The following is a 16,805-nucleotide window of genomic DNA, read 5'->3' on the forward strand; positions in this document are numbered from 1 at the left end:
GCAGGGGCGCCGCCAGGGCGCCCCCATGAGCCGGTCGATTAGCGGAACAGGCTGAGGATCGCCGAAGGCGCCTGGTTGGCGATCGACAGCGCCTGGATGCCCAGCTGCTGCTGGGTCTGCAGGGCCTGCAGGCGGGCCGAGGCTTCCTCCATGTCGGCATCGACCAGCGAACCGATACCCTGCTTGAGCGAGTCCGCAAGCTTTCCGACGAAGTTCGACTGGTCAGCGATCCGCTTTCCGGCCGCGCCGAGGGCCGCAGCTCCGACTACTGCGACGTTGATCAAGGCTTCGATCTCGCCCAAAGCCGTAGCGGCCGACGCCCGGTCGGTTACTGCGGTGACGGTCGCCGCCTCGATCGAAACTTCAAAACCTGCCGACGCTACCTCGATGTTGTTTTTCGAGGTAGCAACAGTGCCGTTCGTGCGGTCCAGCGAACCCAGCACGGTGAAGTTGGTCTGGCCCGGAACAGGGTTCGTCTTAAGCAGTTGGACACCGTTCATCTGCGTCCCGTCGATGATCGCCGTGATCTGGTTCTTCTTGTTGACAATGTCGGTGTTGATCTTGGCGAAGTCGGCGCTATCGCTGTCAGCGCCAATGGCTAGGGTCTTCATCTCGTTCAGAAGCTTCGTGATCTCCTCCGCGCCAACCCGTGCCGTGGCCACGGTGGCCTCGGCGACGTTCAGCCCGGCCTGGATTGCCTTGAAGGACGACTGGTCAGTTTCCATGATCTTGGAAACAGCCCAGATCGCGGCATTGTCCTGGGCGTTGTTGATCGACTTGCCGGTCGAAATCTCCGACTGCGCCTTGTTCAGGCTGGAGTTCACGTTCTTCAGGGTCTGCAGGGCAACAATGGCGCCGTTGTTGGTCAGAATACTGGACATCTTATCCTCGTGAATAATGGATGCTTTGCATCCGTGATTGTGACGATCGGCCTTCTGACCTTGGGCGTTTATCCCTGTGCCGCTTTTGGCATGACCACAGTCCTAGCAGTCGGTGATTTACGGATAGTGAATATCGCCCCCTGCCTCAAATCCTTAGAACAAAGGATTTTATCTAAAACCGTTGCGGCAGCACGGCATTGGTTGGCGTGCTTTGGCGATGTCCCGCATGGTCATAGGTCTGCAGGCTGCGCGCGTTCCGCACGATCTCGCGGATCTGGTCGATGGCCCGCTGCGTGCCGCGTGCCGAATCCTGGGCCAAGCGCAGCAGGTGTTGCAAGGATTGGTCGATCTGGGCCTTGGCGTCGGCGTCCAGGCCGTCACGCTCGAATCGTTTGGCAAGGGCGTCGATCCGGCCAAGGGCCAGGCCGCCGTCGCCCGCGATGATCGCCTGGCCGATGCCATCCAGCAGTTCACGATGCCTGGGTTTCATTGACTTACCCATTTCCCGAAGCCCAGGTCGATCCGGCTGGCGAGGGCCGCCGCCTGTTCCTGGATCATGAAGGAAGAAAACTGATCCTCGCCGATGCCACCGCCGAACGACCCAGAAAGCGACTTGGGGCCGCAATACTTCAACATCTCCTCGAGAAACGCCTGCTCCAGCTGTTTGCCGGGTGAAGGCGGGACCGGAGCCGGAGTGCTCACCGTAAATCTTGAATTAACCTGCATGAATGTTTTCCCAATGGCGATGATTTCCACTGCTATCCGTTTGCGGTAAATAATTCGTAATGACTTCCCTTTATTTATGCGGTCATCACGAGGGGAATCGGGATATGTCAGAAAGTTTTTGTTTACCGATTGCAGGCATGGTTCATGCCGCAATTCCCGCCGAACCCGTTCAGGAGGGGGAGGAGGCGGGCACAGAATTCACGATCGAGGAGGAACCGGACATACTGGTTGCAGAGGATGTCGCACCCGACCTGCCGGTCGAAGCGCGCGCGCAACCGGACCGGCTGCAGATGTTGATCGAAGAGTTGTCAGGGATCACGAGTGCCGTGGCTCCGTCGCCGCAGACTGGGCCCAAGGCAACGCCGGCGACCCTGCCGGAGCCTCGCATGGTTGCAGAAGCAAAGGCCGCGGTCACCACGGCCATTCCCGCCGAGCCCGCCACTACGCCGGCTGCATTGCCTGCATCGCCCGCCCCCATCCCCTTGCCCGACCCGGGCCTTGCTGCGGATCCGGGCGCCATCCAGATCGACATGCCGGTTTCAGACCCGGCACCCCCCCTGCCCATTGCGGCGCGCGAGGCGAATGGCGCCCCGCCGGACCAGCCGGTCCGCAGGGTTCCCGTGGCGGCCATCGTGCGCCAGATCGCCGAGGCAGTGGTCACCGCGCGCGAGGACCGGATCGAGATCGCCCTCGCCCCTGAGGAACTTGGCCGGATCCGCATGGTGATGTCCGGTCCCGATCACAATCCGCATGTGGTGATCTGGGCCGAACGGCCCGAGGTGCTGGACCAGTTGCGCCGCAATTCGGCGTTCCTGCAGGAATGCCTGGGCGATGCCGGCATGGCCGAGGCTTCGTTCGAGTTTCAAGGCGACGGCGGGACCGGAACCGGACCGGACGACCGGCAGCGCCTGCCTGATTCGGCCGGGCCCGGCGCCGATATCACCGACATGATCCCCGCACCGCCAACCTGGACGCCCCTAGCGATCCCGGCCCGGCTGGACATCCGCATCTGAAAGGAAAGCACCTTGGTTTCATCAATCGGCAACATGCCGGCCACCAACGCCACTGCGGCCTTCGGCTCACCGGCCTCGGCTGCCGGGGCTGCGGCCTCGGCAAATTTTGACACCTTCCTGAAGATGCTGACCACGCAGCTGAAAAGCCAGGATCCCTTGAACCCGATGGAGGGCAGCGACTTCGCGGTCCAGCTTGCGACCTTTTCCGGGGTCGAACAGCAGGCCCAGACGAACAAGCTGCTGGAAATGATGATCATGCAGACCGGCAGCAGCCTGGGCCAGGTCGCCGACTGGATCGGGAAAGAGGTTCGCACCGCCCGTCCCGTCTGGTTCGGCGACAAGCCCCTGACGCTGGACATCGCCCCCGACAGCCGCGCCGACAGCGTCACGCTGGTCACGCTGAACGAATCGGGCCGAGAGGTCCTGCGAGAGGAGATCGGCACCGGGGAAGGGCAGATCGACTGGCTGGGCCGCGACGACATGGGGCAAAAGCTGGCCGATGGCCGCTATTCCTTCGTGATCGAAAGCAGCCGCGCGGGCGAGGTCATCGCCAAGGCGCCCGTGGGCGCCTATGTCCGCGTGGCCGAAGCCGAAGTCGGGCCCATGGGGATCGAGCTGATCTTCCAGGGCGGCGGCTCGGCCTTGGCCAGCGAGATCGAGGCGCTGCGCGACCCGGGCTAGGACTGCCCGCCGCCGAAACAGGCGCTGGATGTTTGGAAGGTCGTGTCCTTCAACCATGCCTCGGCCGACGCTCCCTCTTCGCGCCCGGCTCGCGGTGTCGATGCGAAACTGAAAGAACATCCCCATGAAACTGGGCCAAGGACAGTTCAGCTTTCTTCCGGATCTTTCGGATGACGACGTCCGCGGGCAGGCCCACTTTGCTAGCGACAAGGGCCGGGTGGTATCCGTGGAACGCCCGGACGACCCGCATCCCCGGAACACCTGTGGAAATCGCCTGTTCAACGAAGCCACAGGCCGACCGCATGTCCCTGATCTCTGACCCCGGCATCAACGCCAGCCGCGTCTTGCGGGAAGTCTGGATGTGGACAGGCTTGACGGACGGAACGCAAAGCGCCAATCCGCTGCCGAATGATTGGGAAAGGGACTGCCATGACCTTCGACCGCAGCATCAAGATCGCACCGTCGATCCTGTCCGCCGACTTCGCCGATTTCGGGCGAGAGATCCGGGCGATCGAGGATCAGGGCGCAGACTGGGTCCATGTCGATGTGATGGACGGGCATTTCGTGCCGAACCTGACCTTCGGCCCCCCCGCCGTGAAGGCCTTCCGCCCGCATGTAAAGACCTTCATGGACGTTCACCTGATGATCGCACCCGTGGATCCCTATATCGAGGCCTATGCCGAGGCCGGCGCCGACATGATCACCGCCCATGTCGAAGCCGGGCCGCATCCCCACCGCACCTTGCAGGCCATCCGCGCGACAGGGAAGAAGGCCGGCATCGCGCTGAATCCTGGCACCCCGGTGGAAGCTGTCGAATACCTGCTGGATCTGGCCGACATGGTGCTGGTGATGACCGTGAACCCCGGCTTCGGCGGGCAGAAGTTCATCCATTCCCAGGTAGACAAGATCGCCCGCCTGCGCGGCATGATCGGCGACCGGCCCATCCATATCCAGGTGGACGGCGGCGTGGATCCCAGGACCGCGCCCATCGTGGCGAAAGCCGGGGCCGATGTGCTGGTGGCGGGATCGGCGGTGTTCAAGGGCGGGTCGGTCGGGCAGCCGGGGGTCTATGGCAGCAACATCCGCGCCATCCGCGAGGCGGCACAGGGGCTGGCGCTGTCTGCCTGATCACCAAGCCACGTCGCCCGGTGCGGTTTGGCCAAAGATGTTTTCCCGATGCCAGCGCAGGTTTTCGGGATGGGGCGCATCTGTTGGGTCGCGAGGCGGAATCAACTTGCCGCCGGGCAAGAGCAATCGGTCGACAACATCGGCCGGAACCTTGTTGCGCGAGACAAGGATGGAACAGTCTTCCGCAACAGAAATCAGACCGCGGTCGAACATCCAGTGCAGCGTCCCGGACAGGGCAAGTCCGTTGCGAACGGAATCGCTCCCCCCATGCTCGACAGGACGGATATGGGCCGCCTGAACCTCGGGTCGGCCGCCGCCGTTGCGCAGCCGCAACCCCGAAATGGCGCAGCGATAGTCATAGGCGTCGCGAACCTTACGGCGGAAGGCGATGTCCCGATAGGATCTGCGCAACAGACGCTCGACCACCGGGCGCTCGAACGCTTGGGCGCCTTCGGCCATGTCGAAGGAACGGGGATCGTAGCGCCTGGCCTCGATCTCCTCGAGTTGCTGCGGCAGGCCAAGGTCGACTATCCTTGCAAAGTCTGGTTCGGGAATGCGGCGGACAGCCGACTGGTCAAGCCCTCCCGTTAGCGGCGTTCCGTCAAGGGCTGTCAATGCCGACTCCAGCGGGCTACCGTCAAGCAGCCGCGGCACCTCTCTGTCGAAAGGCAAAAAGCTGCCGGGGCGGATCAGTGCAAGAAAGCGCCCGTCCTGATCCGGCTTCGGAATGACCCGGTCGATCTGCGCGGTGGCAAAATAGCCGCGTGGTCCCGCCTTCACCGGCTCGTAGTAAACGATCCAGTCGCCAACAGCCTCTTTCATGGCCTTAAGATACTGCCGCGGGAAATCGTAAACCTGGTCGGGCAGATCGTCATAGATCGACCCCGCCTTGTGCATCAGGACCAGCTTGACCATTCTTCCCCCCGCGCCAGCCTCGCAGCCCGTCCCTGAACCGCCGCTTTCCAGAAGACAGGGGACGAGGCGACGGGATGCCACTCAACCCTTATGGCGGGCAATGTTTGACATTCCCCATTCCACGCGCATCCTGCGGCCAGCAACAGGAGATGGCAATGGATCTGGGCATCAGAGGAAAACGCGGGCTGGTCTGCGCGGCGTCGAAGGGCTTGGGACGCGGCTGCGCCGAAGCGCTGGCCGAGGCAGGCGTGGATCTGGTCATCAACAGCCGGACCGAGGCTGACATCACCCGCACCGCCGATGAAATCGCGGCAAGATACGGCGTCAGCGTTACCCCCGTCGCCGCCGACATCACCACGGACGAAGGCCGCGCCAGGGTGCTGGAGGCGGTAGGCCAGGCCGATATCCTGGTGACGAACGCAGGCGGCCCGCCGCCGGGCGACTGGCGCGACTGGAACCGCGACGACTTCATCCGCGCCATCGACGCCAACATGCTGTCGGCCGTGGCCCTGATGCAGGCGCTTGTGCCGGGCATGATGGACCGGGGCTGGGGCCGGGTGGTCAACATCACTTCGCAATCCGTCCGCTCTCCCATCGCGGTGCTGGGGCTGTCAAACACGGCGCGGGCCGGGCTGACCGGCTTTGTCGCCGGCATGTCGCGGCAGGTGGCGGGGCACGGGGTTTGCGTGAACAACATCCTGCCCGGCATTCACGCCACTGACCGGGCTGACAGCCTGGACAAGGGCGTGTCGGACAAGCAGGGCATCAGCATCGAGGATGCACGCCGCCAGCGGCAGGCGGGCATTCCCACCGGCACCTATGGCACGGCCGGCGATTTCGGCGCGACCTGTGCCTTCCTGTGCAGCCAGCAGGCCCGTTTCATCGTGGGCCAGAACATCCTGCTGGACGGCGGCGCCCTGAACGTGACGATCTAGGCCCCCTGCCCGGTCGCCAGGCGATAATGGCGCAGGATCCGCGCAAGCTGGTCCTGCCGCGCCCGGCGGTCGCCCAGCAGCCTGCACAGCGCCCGGGCGCGGGCAGAGATTTGCTGGCATTCGCCAGGGTTTGCCCGCGCCCAGGCCAGCCTTTCGGGCAAATCGCCCCCACCTGGGCGCAGGGGGATGTAATGCTGCCAGGGCTTGAACAGTGCCCGGGAAAACATCTCCCACCCGTCCTCCTCCAGCAGGACGACAGAATGGCTGTTGGCAAGCGGCAGGAAATCCTCGGGGCCCGAGGTCGCGCCCAAGCAGACCAGATAGCGGTGCGACAGCAGGAAATCGTCGCCCCCGCGGGCTGCGATCAGATGCGACAGGCCCGCGCGATGCATCGCCCTTTCCCCGCGTGCGTCGGGGGTCAGGCCGATGTCGATATCCGCCGCCCCTGCATGGCGCAGGGCCAAGGCCACCCGCGTCACCGCGCGCAGATCGGCTTTCGATGCGCCTGCCAACACGTCCCCCACTACCTCATGCGCGGGCCGCAATGGCTGGCCTTCGGGATCAAGCGCATACCCCGACAAGCCGCCGCGAAAGACCGCGCGATCCTGCTTTGCGGGGAAGGGCGGATCTGCGCGGCCGGGGCGACCCAGATGCCCGTCATTGCCCAGCCGGTGGATCCAGGGCATTGGACACAGGAAGACATTGGCAGCGCCCGCCCGGCGGCATCCTGCCAGCAGCGGCCCATCCTGATCGCCCGGAAAGCCCGGCGTCATGTCGATGTGGTAGATGCCCCGGTCCGCAGCCTGCGCAATGTCGTTGGCGGCGGTCGCGATCCGCAACAGGCGCGGGAACGCGGGATCGGCATGGAAGAAGCCGTCAGGACCCCGCCGCAGCGGCAGGGCCGCGCCGCCCGGATCACGGACCTCGTCCCGGTCGAGATCGACCACCGCTGCCTGGGGCGAGGCATGGCGATGCACCGCCGCGGCAAGGCGCGCCGGACAGGCGGCCGCGACCACCGCGTCGGACATCGCGTCACGCTCGTCCGCCGCGATTGCGGGTTCGTCGGCGGTCAGCATCCTCGCCAGCCCCGGCAGATAGGACGCGCGGTTGGCGCGCGCTTTGGCGTCGGGCCGCGGCGGGCATTGCGGCAGGTGGAACCAGGGCGCAAGCGCGTCACGATAATCGCCGGGGGCAGCGCGGTCGATGTCGATTTCGACGAACTCGGCCCGGCCCGCGAAATAGGTCCGGCAATCAGCCAGGTGACTTTCCCATTCCGCGGCCCAGATGTCGGCAAGATCGCCCAGGGCCACGCCGCGGATCTGGGCCTGAGCGCGGGCATAGCTGCCGCCGCGGTGACTGTAGCGGCTGATGATCCAGTCCTCGACACGGCGTGTGTTGAGCAGGAAGACCGAGCCCGGATAGCTTTCGTCAAGCAGGCGGAACTCTCGGAAGCCCTGGACGATGGGCATGTTCAGGTAGCGCACCGATTCCATGTCGGTAAAGGCCACCGTGTCGCCGGCCCAGGGTTGCAAGGGCTTGCGCCCGACCAGCTTGGAATAGCCGATGTCCTCGGCCAGGGCGCCCTCGGCCCAGTGGACAGCAGAATAGCCGTTCATCTGGAACAGTTTGGCGATAAAGGTCGTGCCGCATTTGTTGAAGCCGATCTGAAAGAATTTCCGCGCCACGCCGCCCCCCTTGCTGCGCGGCGACCCTGCGGCGGGTGCGGCGGGCTGTCAATCGCGCCAAGGTTGCCGGCTACGACAAAAGGCTTGCCTTGGAATCGGCGCCCGGATAGCTGTCAGCCATCGGAACTCGGGAGAAGCTGGCCCCGCGCCAGTGCCGAAGGAGCAGCCGCCCCGGCGAACTCTCAGGCAGAAGGACCGTTTTCCGTCAGAACTCTGGAGAGTGGCCGATCCGGCCCGCCGAAGGGATAACGATCTCAGGCGCCCCGCGGGGGCAGGGACAGAGGGGGCATCGAACGGGCATCCGCCCGCAATCCGATGCCGGCTGTCCGGCTGTTTGAGAAGGAGGTCACATGACCGACGATCCGCGCCGGACCGAGAGCCGCAAGACAGGGCTTTACGATCTGCATGTTTCGCTGGGGGCCCGCATGGTGCCCTTTGCGGGTTGGGACATGCCGGTGCAGTTTCCGATGGGCGTCATGGCCGAGCATCTGCACACCCGCGCCCAGGCCGGGTTGTTCGACGTCAGCCACATGGGACAGGTGCTGGTCACGCCCAGGGACGGCAACCTGGAAACTGCCGCCCTGGCCCTGGAAAGCCTGATCCCCGCCGATGTGCTGGGCTTGCCGGAGGGGCGGCAGCGATACGGGCTGTTCACCAATGATGCCGGCGGGATTCTGGACGACCTGATGTTCGCCAACCGGGGCGATCATTTCCTGCTGGTGGTGAATGCGGCCTGCGCAGACCAGGACATCGCGCATCTGCAGACGATGGAGGGGGTCGTGGTGACGCCGGTGACCGACCGCGGCCTGCTGGCGCTTCAAGGCCCCCTTGCGGCTGAAGTGCTGGCGCGACTGGTGCCTGCCGTGGCCGACATGCGCTTCATGGACAGCCAGATCCACGGCTGGGACGGGGCCGAACTGTGGATTTCGCGGTCCGGCTATACGGGTGAGGACGGGTTCGAGATCTCGGTCCCCGAGGCGCGGCTTGCGGATTTTGTCCGGGCGCTTCTGGACCAGCCGGAAGTGGCCCCCATCGGCCTTGGCGCCCGCGACAGCCTGCGGCTGGAGGCGGGGATGCCGCTTTACGGGCATGACATGGACGCGGCCGTGACCCCGGCGCAGGCCGCGCTTGGTTGGTCCATTCCCAAGGCCCGCCGCACGGGTGGCGCGCGCGCGGGCGGCTTTCCCGGTGCCGATGCGGTGCTGGCGGAACTGGCTGCTGGGCCTGCAACGACACGGCGCGGACTGCGCCCCGAGGGTCGCGCGCCCATCCGCGAAGGCGTCGCGATCTATGCCGAGGCCGCGGGCGGCGCATCTATCGGCCAGGTGTCGTCGGGCGGCTTCGGCCCCTCGGTCGGCGGTCCCGTCGCCATGGCGCGCCTGCCCGCCGATCTGCCGGAAGGCGCGACCGTTTATGCCGAGCTGCGTGGCAAGCGCGTTCCCGTCGCCATAGCCGCCCTGCCCTTCGTCACCCCGTCCTACAAACGCTGAGGATCCCATGCTGAAATATACCGAAGACCATGAATGGCTGCGCGCCGAGGGTGACGAGATCGTCGTCGGCATCACCCCCCATGCCAGCGAGCAACTGGGCGATGTTGTATTCATCGAACTGCCCGACGAGGGCCGCGAGGTCGAGGCGGGCGAGGAGGTCGTGGTGATCGAATCGGTCAAGGCCGCATCCGACATTTCCGCACCGATCGCGGGCGTCATCACGGCGGTCAATGCGGCCCTGGCCGATGCGCCGGGCAGCGTGAACGACGACCCCCAAGCCGCCTGGTTCTTCCGCATCAAGCCCGCCGATCCGAAGGCCATCGAGGGCTTCATGGATGAGGCCGCCTATCAGGCGCTGATCGGCTGATGTCGCCCGGGGGCTGTCTGCCCCCGGACCCCCGAGGATATTTTAAACAGAAGATGTGGCGCGCATGACCCGCTGGAAACCGACCGATTATAACCCCGACGATTTCGCGAACCGCCGCCATATCGGCCCTTCGCCCGCCGAGATGGCCGAGATGCTGAAGGTCGTGGGCGCCCCAAGCCTGGACGCGCTGATCGACCAGACCGTGCCCGCCGCGATCCGGCAGGACAGCAGCCTGGACTGGCCCGCGCTGTCTGAAGCGGCGCTGCTGGACCGGATGCGGCAGGTGGCCGCCAAGAACACCGTGATGACCAGCCTGATCGGCCAGGGCTATTACGGCACGGTGACGCCGCCCGCCATCCAACGCAACATCCTGGAAAACCCGGCCTGGTACACGGCCTATACCCCCTACCAGCCCGAGATTGCCCAAGGACGGCTGGAGGCTTTGCTGAACTACCAGACCATGGTGGCAGACCTGACCGGGCTGCCGGTTGCCAACGCGTCCCTGCTGGACGAGGCGACTGCGGCGGCCGAGGCGATGGCGATGGTCCGGCGGCAGTCGAAATCCAAGGCCGACGCCTTCTTCGTGGCCCATGACCTTCATCCCCAGACCATTGCCGTGATCGAGACGCGGGCCGCGCCGCTGGGCATCCGCATCGTCAAGGCCTCCATCGACGATCTTCAGGCCGATCAGGTCTTCGGCGCGATCTTCCAGTATCCGGGCACCTATGGCCACATCCGCGACCTGACGCCCGAGATCGAGGCGCTGCACGCGGCAGGCGCGCTTGCCGTCGTGGCCACCGACCTGCTGGCCCTGTGCCTGCTGAAGGAGCCGGGCGCGATGGGCGCCGATATCGCTGTGGGATCGGCGCAGCGTTTCGGCGTGCCGATGGGTTATGGCGGGCCACACGCGGCCTTCATGTCCTGCCGGGACGAGTTGAAGCGGGCCATGCCGGGCCGCATCGTCGGCGTGTCGATCGACGCAAAGGGCAACATGGCCTATCGCCTGTCGCTGCAGACGCGCGAACAGCATATCCGGCGCGAGAAGGCCACATCCAACGTCTGCACGGCGCAGGCGCTGCTGGCGGTGATGGCGTCCTTCTATGCCGTCTTCCACGGGCCGGTTGGCCTGCGCGCTATTGCGCAGCGGGTGCATCTGCACGCGGTCACCATTGCCGATGCACTGCGCGCGGCGGGGGCCGAGGTTGCACCCGAGGCGTTCTTCGACACGATCACCGTCAAGGTGGGCGTGGGACAGGCGGGCATCATGGCCGCCGCGCGCCATCGCGGCATCAACCTGCGCAAGGTGGGCCGCGACCGGGTCGGCATCAGCGTGGACGAGACCACAGATGCAGGCGTCATCGCGCGGCTGCTGGACGCCTTCGGCATAACCGAGGCGGCGGCTGCCGCGACCGGCCCGGCGATTCCCGATGACTTGCTGCGGGAAAGCGACTACCTGACCCACCCGGTCTTCCACATGAACCGCGCGGAATCCGAGATGATGCGCTACATGCGCCGCCTGTCGGACCGGGACCTGGCGCTTGACCGGGCGATGATCCCGCTGGGGTCCTGCACCATGAAGCTGAACGCGGCGGCCGAGATGATGCCGATCACCTGGCCAGAATTCGGCGCGCTGCATCCTTTCGCGCCCGCCGACCAGGCCGCAGGCTATGCAGAAGCGATCGGCGATCTGACCGACAAGCTGTGCCAGATCACCGGCTATGACGCGTTCTCCATGCAGCCCAACAGCGGCGCGCAGGGGGAATATGCAGGGCTTCTGACGATTGCCGCCTATCACAGGTCGCGCGGCGAGGATCGCGATGTCTGCCTGATCCCGGTTAGTGCCCACGGCACCAACCCGGCCTCGGCGCAGATGTGCGGGATGAAGGTGGTCGTGGTCAAATCGGCCCCGAACGGCGACATCGACCTCGAGGATTTCGCGGACAAGGCGGCCAAGGCCGGTGACAAGCTGGCGGCGGTGATGATCACCTATCCTTCCACCCACGGCGTCTTCGAGGATACCGTGCGCGAGGTTTGCGACATCACCCACAAGCACGGCGGCCAGGTCTATATCGACGGGGCCAACATGAATGCGCTTGTCGGGCTGGTGAAACCGGGCGAGATCGGCGGCGATGTCAGCCACCTGAACCTGCACAAGACCTTTGCCATCCCGCATGGCGGCGGCGGTCCGGGCATGGGGCCGATCGGGGTCAAGGCGCATCTGGCGCCCTTCCTGCCGGGCGACCCGCAGACGGGCGAGGGCGCGGTTTCGGCGGCGCCCTATGGCAGCGCCTCGATCCTGCTGATCTCCTGGGCCTATTGCCTGATGATGGGTGGGGCGGGGCTGACGCAGGCGACGCGGGTGGCGATCCTGAACGCGAACTATATCGCGTCGCGCCTGGCCGGGGCCTATCCGATCCTGTTCATGGGCAATCGGGGCCGGGTGGCGCATGAATGCATCATCGACACGCGGCCCTTTGCCGATCACGGCGTGACGGTGGACGACATCGCCAAGCGGCTGATCGACAACGGCTTCCATGCGCCGACCATGAGCTGGCCGGTCGCGGGCACGCTGATGGTGGAACCCACGGAATCGGAAACCAAGGCCGAGATCGATCGCTTCATCACCGCCCTGCTGGCAATCCGGGACGAGATCACGGACGTGGCCGAAGGACGCATCGCCGCCACCGACAGCCCGCTGCGCCATGCGCCGCACACGGTCGAGGATCTGGTGGCCGATTGGGACCGCCCCTATTCGCGCGAACAGGGCTGCTTCCCGGCGGGTGCCTTCCGCGTGGACAAGTACTGGCCGCCGGTGGGCCGGGTTGACAATGCCTATGGCGACCGCAACCTGATCTGCACCTGCCCGCCCCTGGAAAGCTATGCCGAGGCGGCGGAATAAGATGGCAGGCACCGGCGTTCAGCCGGTGCCGCCTTGGGCATTACAGGCTGAGGCCTTCGTCCACGCCCAGCATGATGTTGAGGTTCTGGACCGCCGCGCCTGACGCACCCTTGCCCAGGTTGTCCAGCACCGCCACCACCGTCGCGCAGCCGTTCTGGGCATCGCCCTGCACGGTGATGCGCAGGCAGTTTGTGTTGTTCAGATCCGTCGGCACGATGCGTGCGCCAGATCCCTGCGCCACCTCCACGAAGCGCTGCCCGGCATAGTGGTCATCGAGGGCGGCGGTCAGGCCGTCAATCGTGCGGCGTTCGTTCAGGAACAGCGGCACCTGCACGGCCATGCCTTGCGCGAAATTGCCCACCGCGGGCGCGAAGATCGGCTGCCGGTCCAGGCCCGCATGGACCATGATTTCCGGGATGTGCTTGTGCCGCTGGGTCAGGCCATAGACGAAATGCGCCGGAGCCTCGCCACTGTCGTATTCCGCGATCAGAGCCTTGCCGCCGCCGGTATAGCCGCTGACGGCGTTGATCGTCAGTCCCTCGTCCGGCGCGATCAGGCCGGCGGCGACCAGGGGCGCAATGATGGCGATGGCGCCGGTCGAATAGCAGCCGGGATTGCTGACCAGCTTCGCCCCGGCAATGCGGTCGCGCGCGCCAGCATTCAGTTCCGGAAAGCCGAAGGCCCAATCGGGATCCACCCGGTGCGCGGTGGACGCGTCGATGATCCGCGTGTCCAGATCCTGCGCCAGGGCCACGGCCTCGCGCGCGGCGTCGTCGGGCAGGCACAGGATCGCGACGTCGGCCGCGGCAAAGGCTTCGCACCGGGCATCGGCATCCTTGCGTCGTGCCGGGTCGATCCCGATCAGGCGGATGTCGCCGCGCGTTTCCAGCCGCTCGCGGATCTGCAGGCCCGTTGTGCCTGCCTCGCCATCGATGAAAACGCTGTATGCCATGGTCCTGTCCTCTGCAGAATGTGCAGGGGTTATAGGGGAGCCCTGGCCCCCTGCCAATCGGCGCGGAGTCAGATCTGGCAGATTTCCGACCGGGTGAGGAAGCGCTTTTCGCGCCCGTTGTCCAGGCTGAACATGCCGCCGCGCCCCGGCACCACGTCGATGATCAGGTCGGTATGGGCCCATGCCGCGGCCTGCGATGCGCTGATATAGAAGGGCGCGCCGCCGATCTCGCCCAACTTCACGTCGCGCTCGCCCACCCGGAAATCGCCCTGCGGATAGCACATGGGCGAGGATCCGTCGCAGCAGCCGCCGGACTGGTGGAACAGGACGGGGCCGTGATCGGCCACGATCTCGGCGATCAGGTCCAGGGCGGCGGGGGTGGCGGAAACCGTGCTCATGCCTTCAACCTCTTTTTCAGGAACTCCAGCACCTGCCGTTCCTCGGGACGCAGGCCGGATCGTTGCAGATCGTCCTCGATTTCTTCGCGCAATTCCAGCTTCAACTCGTCGGCCAGATAGGCGTCGATCACCTGCGGGTGGACATAGCATTTGCGGCAGATCGTGGGGGTGTTGCCCAAGCGGCTGGCGACGCGTTCGATCGCCTCGCGGATGTTTCGCTTGGCGGCGGCCTGGCTGTCGCATTTCTCGTATTCCATCAGCGCCAGCGCCGCCAGCACGGTCCCCGTCCAGGTTCGGAAATCCTTGGCGGTGACGTTCCGGCCCGAGATTTCGCGCAGATAGGCGTTCACCTCGGTCGAGGTGACCTTCTGCCGCTGCCCCTCGTCATCCAGATACTGGAACAGGTGCTGGCCCGGAATGTCCTGGGCCGCGCGCACGATCCCGGCGACGCGGCGGTCGCGCAGTCCCAGCTTCCATTCCTTGCCGGACTTGCCCTTGAAGCGGAACCGGACCTCGTTGCCTTCAAAGGTCACGTGGCGGTCGCGCAGCGTGGTCAGCCCGTGGGACTTGTTCTGCTTGACGTAATCGGCATTACCCACGCGGATCATGGTGTTTTCCAGCAGATGGACAACGGTGGCCACGACCTTTTCGGCGGGCATTCCGCGCCGCGACATGTCCTGGTCCACCCGTTCGCGGATCTGCGGCAGCACATGGGCAAATTCCAGCATGTGGTCGTATTTGGCACTGTCGCGGACCGCGCGGAAGTCGGGGTGATAGCGGTATTGCTTGCGCCCCTTGTCGTCGCGCCCCGTGGCCTGGATATGGCCGCGCGGATCGGGGCAGATCCAGACGTCGGTGTAGGCCGGCGGGATCGCGAGGGATGCCAGGCGCTGGCGTTCGGCCTTGTTGGTGATCGCGCGCCCGTCGGGGCCGCGATAGGAAAAGCCCTTGCCCGATTTCCTGCGCGTGATGCCCGGCATGTCGTCGTTGACATAGACCAGCCCTGCCTCCTTGGCGGCGTCGCGCGGGTCCGAGATGACGGCATCCTTGGGCATGATGGCTGTTCCGAAAGCGGGATGGGCTTTGGGATCAACGCTGCAGGCGGTGGTTGGTTGCGCGGACGGGGCGGGCCTCGGCGGCCCGCCCCTGCTTGTGCCGGATCAGAAGAAGCCCAGCTTCTTCGGGCTATAGCTGACCAGCATGTTCTTGGTCTGCTGATAATGGTCCAGCATCATCTTGTGGTTCTCGCGCCCGATGCCCGACTGCTTGTAGCCGCCAAAGGCCGCATGGGCCGGATAGGCGTGATAGCAGTTGGTCCAGACCCGGCCCGCCTTGATCGCGCGGCCGAAGCGGTAGCAGGTATTGGCCTCGCGCGACCAGACGCCCGCGCCCAGGCCGTAAAGCGTGTCATTGGCGATCGACAGCGCCTCGTCCTGGTCCTTGAAGGTGGTCACCGACACCACGGGGCCAAAGATTTCCTCTTGGAAGACGCGCATCTTGTTGTTGCCGCGGAACACGGTCGGCTTGATGTAATAGCCGTTTGACAATTCTCCGCCGTGATCCGCAGCCTCGCCGCCGATCAGAACCTCGGCGCCTTCCTTGCGGCCGATGTCGAAGTAGGAAAGGATCTTTTCCTTCTGTTCCGACGACGCCTGCGCGCCGACCATGGTCGCGGCGTCGCGCGGGTCGCCCAGCTTGATCGCCTCGACGCGCTTGAGTGCGCGTTCCATGAAGCGGTCATAGATCGATTCGTGGATCAGCGCGCGCGACGGGCAGGTGCAGACCTCGCCCTGGTTCAGCGCGAACATCACAAAGCCCTCGATCGCCTTGTCGAAGAAATCGTCGTCCTCGCGAACGACATCCTCGAAGAAGATGTTGGGGGACTTGCCGCCCAGTTCCAGCGTGACCGGGATCAGGTTTTCCGACGCGTACTGCATGATCAGCCGGCCGGTGGTGGTTTCCCCGGTGAAGGCGATCTTGGCGATGCGCGGATTGCTGGCCAGCGGCTTGCCGGCCTCAAGGCCGAAGCCGTTGACGACGTTCAGCACACCCGGCGGCAAGAGGTCGGCGATCAGGTTCACGAAGACCATGATGCTGGCCGGCGTCTGCTCGGCGGGCTTCAGCACCACGCAGTTGCCGGCGGCAAGCGCAGGCGCCAGCTTCCACACCGCCATCAGCAGCGGGAAGTTCCAGGGGATGATCTGGCCCACCACGCCCAGCGGTTCGTGGAAGTGATAGGCGATGGTGTCGTGGTCGATTTCCGAGATGCCGCCTTCCTGCGCCCGCAGGACACCGGCGAAGTAACGGAAATGGTCGATGCCCAGCGGCAGGTCGGCTGCCATCGTCTCGCGGATGGGCTTCCCGTTGTCCCAGGTCTCCGCCGTCGCCAGCAGTTCCAGGTTCTGCTCCATCCGGTCGGCGATGCGCAGCAGGACCAGCGAGCGTTCGGCGGCCGAGGTGCGGCCCCACTTGTCCTTGGCGGCATGGGCCGCGTCAAGGGCAGCCTCGATGTCGTCGGCGTTCGACCGGGCAATCTCGCCGATGGCGGCGCCGGTGATGGGGGTCGTGTTGGTGAAGTACCTGCCCGATTTCGGCGCAGTCCACTGCCCGCCGATGAAGTTGTCGTAGCGCTTGGCAAAGGGCATCACGCCCACGCCCTTGAACTCGTGCGTCTGGTCGTTCGGCATCGTTTCCTCCTCTGGATAGACCCCGGAGTCTCTCCCTCTCCGGGCATG

16 protein-coding genes and 1 riboswitch are annotated in these 16,805 nt (G+C 65.5%); of the genes, 7 read left to right on the forward strand and 9 right to left on the reverse strand.

The features are described from left to right. Positions 1–38: 38 nt before the first annotated feature. The 3 genes from IE224_RS02770 to IE224_RS20940 all read right to left on the reverse strand — a co-directional run bounded on the left by IE224_RS02770 (position 39) and on the right by IE224_RS20940 (position 1,637). A complete protein-coding gene (locus IE224_RS02770; protein ID WP_191307912.1) occupies positions 39–881 on the reverse strand; it encodes a flagellin N-terminal helical domain-containing protein in 843 nt (280 codons plus the stop codon). Between the two features lie 172 nt (positions 882–1,053). Then, the gene (locus tag IE224_RS02775; RefSeq protein ID WP_167623232.1) at positions 1,054–1,371 is read right to left on the reverse strand and encodes a hypothetical protein; all 318 of its coding nucleotides are present in this window, start codon (positions 1,369–1,371) and stop codon (positions 1,054–1,056) included. Then, positions 1,368–1,637 carry a rod-binding protein gene (locus IE224_RS20940; RefSeq protein WP_229849222.1) on the reverse strand — a complete coding sequence of 90 codons (270 nt, stop codon included), beginning with the start codon at positions 1,635–1,637 and terminating at the stop codon, positions 1,368–1,370. The genes IE224_RS02775 and IE224_RS20940 overlap by 4 nt, the downstream gene beginning before the upstream one ends. Before the next feature lie 356 nt (positions 1,638–1,993). Between IE224_RS20940 and IE224_RS02785 the strand changes: the two genes are divergently transcribed. The 3 genes from IE224_RS02785 to rpe all read left to right on the forward strand — a co-directional run bounded on the left by IE224_RS02785 (position 1,994) and on the right by rpe (position 4,429). Beyond that, the gene (locus tag IE224_RS02785; protein WP_191307915.1) at positions 1,994–2,620 is read left to right on the forward strand and encodes a flagellar hook-length control protein FliK; all 627 of its coding nucleotides are present in this window, start codon (positions 1,994–1,996) and stop codon (positions 2,618–2,620) included. Positions 2,621–2,632: 12 nt separating this feature from the next. Continuing rightward, positions 2,633–3,301: a flagellar hook capping FlgD N-terminal domain-containing protein gene (locus IE224_RS02790; protein WP_229849223.1), complete on the forward strand. Its 669-nt coding sequence runs from the start codon at positions 2,633–2,635 to the stop codon at positions 3,299–3,301. Between the two features lie 429 nt (positions 3,302–3,730). Next, complete coding sequence (gene rpe, locus IE224_RS02800; protein WP_191307918.1) at positions 3,731–4,429, forward strand: ribulose-phosphate 3-epimerase; 699 nt, start codon at positions 3,731–3,733, stop codon at positions 4,427–4,429. Here rpe and IE224_RS02805 read toward each other — a convergent pair whose 3' ends face one another. Further along, on the reverse strand, positions 4,430–5,344 hold the full coding sequence (locus IE224_RS02805; RefSeq protein ID WP_191307920.1) for an HNH endonuclease: 915 nt from the start codon (positions 5,342–5,344) through the stop codon (positions 4,430–4,432). Between the two features lie 155 nt (positions 5,345–5,499). On the opposite strand from IE224_RS02805, the gene IE224_RS02810 reads away from it, so the two are divergent. Further along, entirely contained in the window at positions 5,500–6,279 is a 780-nt protein-coding gene (locus IE224_RS02810; protein ID WP_167623237.1) for an SDR family oxidoreductase, read from the forward strand. Here the strand turns inward: IE224_RS02810 and IE224_RS02815 are convergent. After that, positions 6,276–7,964, reverse strand: a complete 1,689-nt coding sequence (locus IE224_RS02815) for a glycosyl transferase family 90 (RefSeq protein WP_191307922.1) — start codon at positions 7,962–7,964, stop codon at positions 6,276–6,278. The genes IE224_RS02810 and IE224_RS02815 overlap by 4 nt on opposite strands. Before the next feature lie 118 nt (positions 7,965–8,082). After that, a riboswitch (glycine riboswitch) is annotated at positions 8,083–8,172 on the forward strand. Between the two features lie 142 nt (positions 8,173–8,314). Between IE224_RS02815 and gcvT the strand changes: the two genes are divergently transcribed. The 3 genes from gcvT to gcvP all read left to right on the forward strand — a co-directional run bounded on the left by gcvT (position 8,315) and on the right by gcvP (position 12,720). Next, entirely contained in the window at positions 8,315–9,454 is a 1,140-nt protein-coding gene (gcvT, locus tag IE224_RS02820) for a glycine cleavage system aminomethyltransferase GcvT (protein WP_191307924.1), read from the forward strand. A 7-nt stretch (positions 9,455–9,461) separates the two neighbouring features. Continuing rightward, positions 9,462–9,821 (forward strand): glycine cleavage system protein GcvH, encoded by a 360-nt coding sequence (gene gcvH / locus IE224_RS02825; protein WP_191307927.1) that lies wholly within the window; start codon positions 9,462–9,464, stop codon positions 9,819–9,821. A gap of 64 nt (positions 9,822–9,885) precedes the next feature. Beyond that, positions 9,886–12,720 carry an aminomethyl-transferring glycine dehydrogenase gene (gene gcvP, locus IE224_RS02830; protein ID WP_191307929.1) on the forward strand — a complete coding sequence of 945 codons (2,835 nt, stop codon included), beginning with the start codon at positions 9,886–9,888 and terminating at the stop codon, positions 12,718–12,720. Between the two features lie 40 nt (positions 12,721–12,760). Here the strand turns inward: gcvP and argC are convergent, their stop codons facing one another. The 4 genes from argC to adh all read right to left on the reverse strand — a co-directional run bounded on the left by argC (position 12,761) and on the right by adh (position 16,757). After that, positions 12,761–13,672: an N-acetyl-gamma-glutamyl-phosphate reductase gene (gene argC, locus IE224_RS02835; protein WP_191307931.1), complete on the reverse strand. Its 912-nt coding sequence runs from the start codon at positions 13,670–13,672 to the stop codon at positions 12,761–12,763. A gap of 68 nt (positions 13,673–13,740) precedes the next feature. Then, on the reverse strand, positions 13,741–14,070 hold the full coding sequence (locus IE224_RS02840) for a DUF779 domain-containing protein (RefSeq protein ID WP_167623242.1): 330 nt from the start codon (positions 14,068–14,070) through the stop codon (positions 13,741–13,743). Continuing rightward, entirely contained in the window at positions 14,067–15,125 is a 1,059-nt protein-coding gene (locus tag IE224_RS02845; protein ID WP_191307934.1) for a DNA topoisomerase IB, read from the reverse strand. Before IE224_RS02845 ends, IE224_RS02840 begins: the two co-directional genes overlap by 4 nt. A 105-nt stretch (positions 15,126–15,230) precedes the next feature. Then, complete coding sequence (gene adh, locus IE224_RS02850; RefSeq protein ID WP_191307936.1) at positions 15,231–16,757, reverse strand: aldehyde dehydrogenase; 1,527 nt, start codon at positions 16,755–16,757, stop codon at positions 15,231–15,233. Positions 16,758–16,805: the final 48 nt, after the last annotated feature.

The sequence above is a fragment of the Paracoccus aerius genome (genome assembly GCF_014656455.1).
GTDB lineage: Bacteria > Pseudomonadota > Alphaproteobacteria > Rhodobacterales > Rhodobacteraceae > Paracoccus > Paracoccus aerius.